The sequence below is a fragment of the Pseudomonas sp. P5_B2 genome, assembly GCF_056400445.1.
On sequence record NZ_JBFULH010001496.1, the window covers coordinates 1 to 544 of the forward strand.

Consider the following 544-nt stretch of genomic DNA (forward strand, 5'->3'; position numbering starts at 1 on the left):
GTAAAGCACTGAAAGAAGCTGTCAACTAAGTTCGATTCAGGTTTTTGCCTATCCGGGTCGGGGTCATGCCTGACCTGGCAGCGGAGCGGTAGTCCAGTCGGCAAATGCCGGTCCGAGACACCGAGGGTCGCACGTTCGATCCTTCGATCCGCTCCGCCAGTTACGAGAAGGCGCATCCCCGGATGCGCCTTTCTTCTATCCGGATTCTACCCACGCTCCACGGTTGCCTAATTTTTGAAGTTCAACCGTTTCTGGGGGACGCATGCTGCAGAATATCAGGGACAATTCACAAGGCTGGATTGCCAAGACCATTATCGGGGTCATCGTTGCACTGATGGCTTTGACCGGTTTCGACGCCATTTTTCAGGCCACCACGAGCAGCAATGACGCGGCCAAGGTCAATGGTGAAGAAATCACCCAGAACGAGCTGAGCCAAGCGGTTGATATGCAACGCCGTCAACTCATGCAACAGCTGGGCAAAGATTTCGACGCTTCCTTGCTCGATGAAAAAATGCTGCGCGATTCGGCCCTCAAAGGCTTGATC

1 protein-coding gene is annotated in these 544 nt (G+C 54.0%); it reads left to right on the top strand.

What is annotated here, in order from left to right:
• Positions 1 to 262: 262 nt before the first annotated feature.
• On the top strand, positions 263 to 544 hold a 282-nt coding region (locus tag AC1DRJ_RS32030), incomplete at its 3' end, for a SurA N-terminal domain-containing protein (protein WP_477805618.1).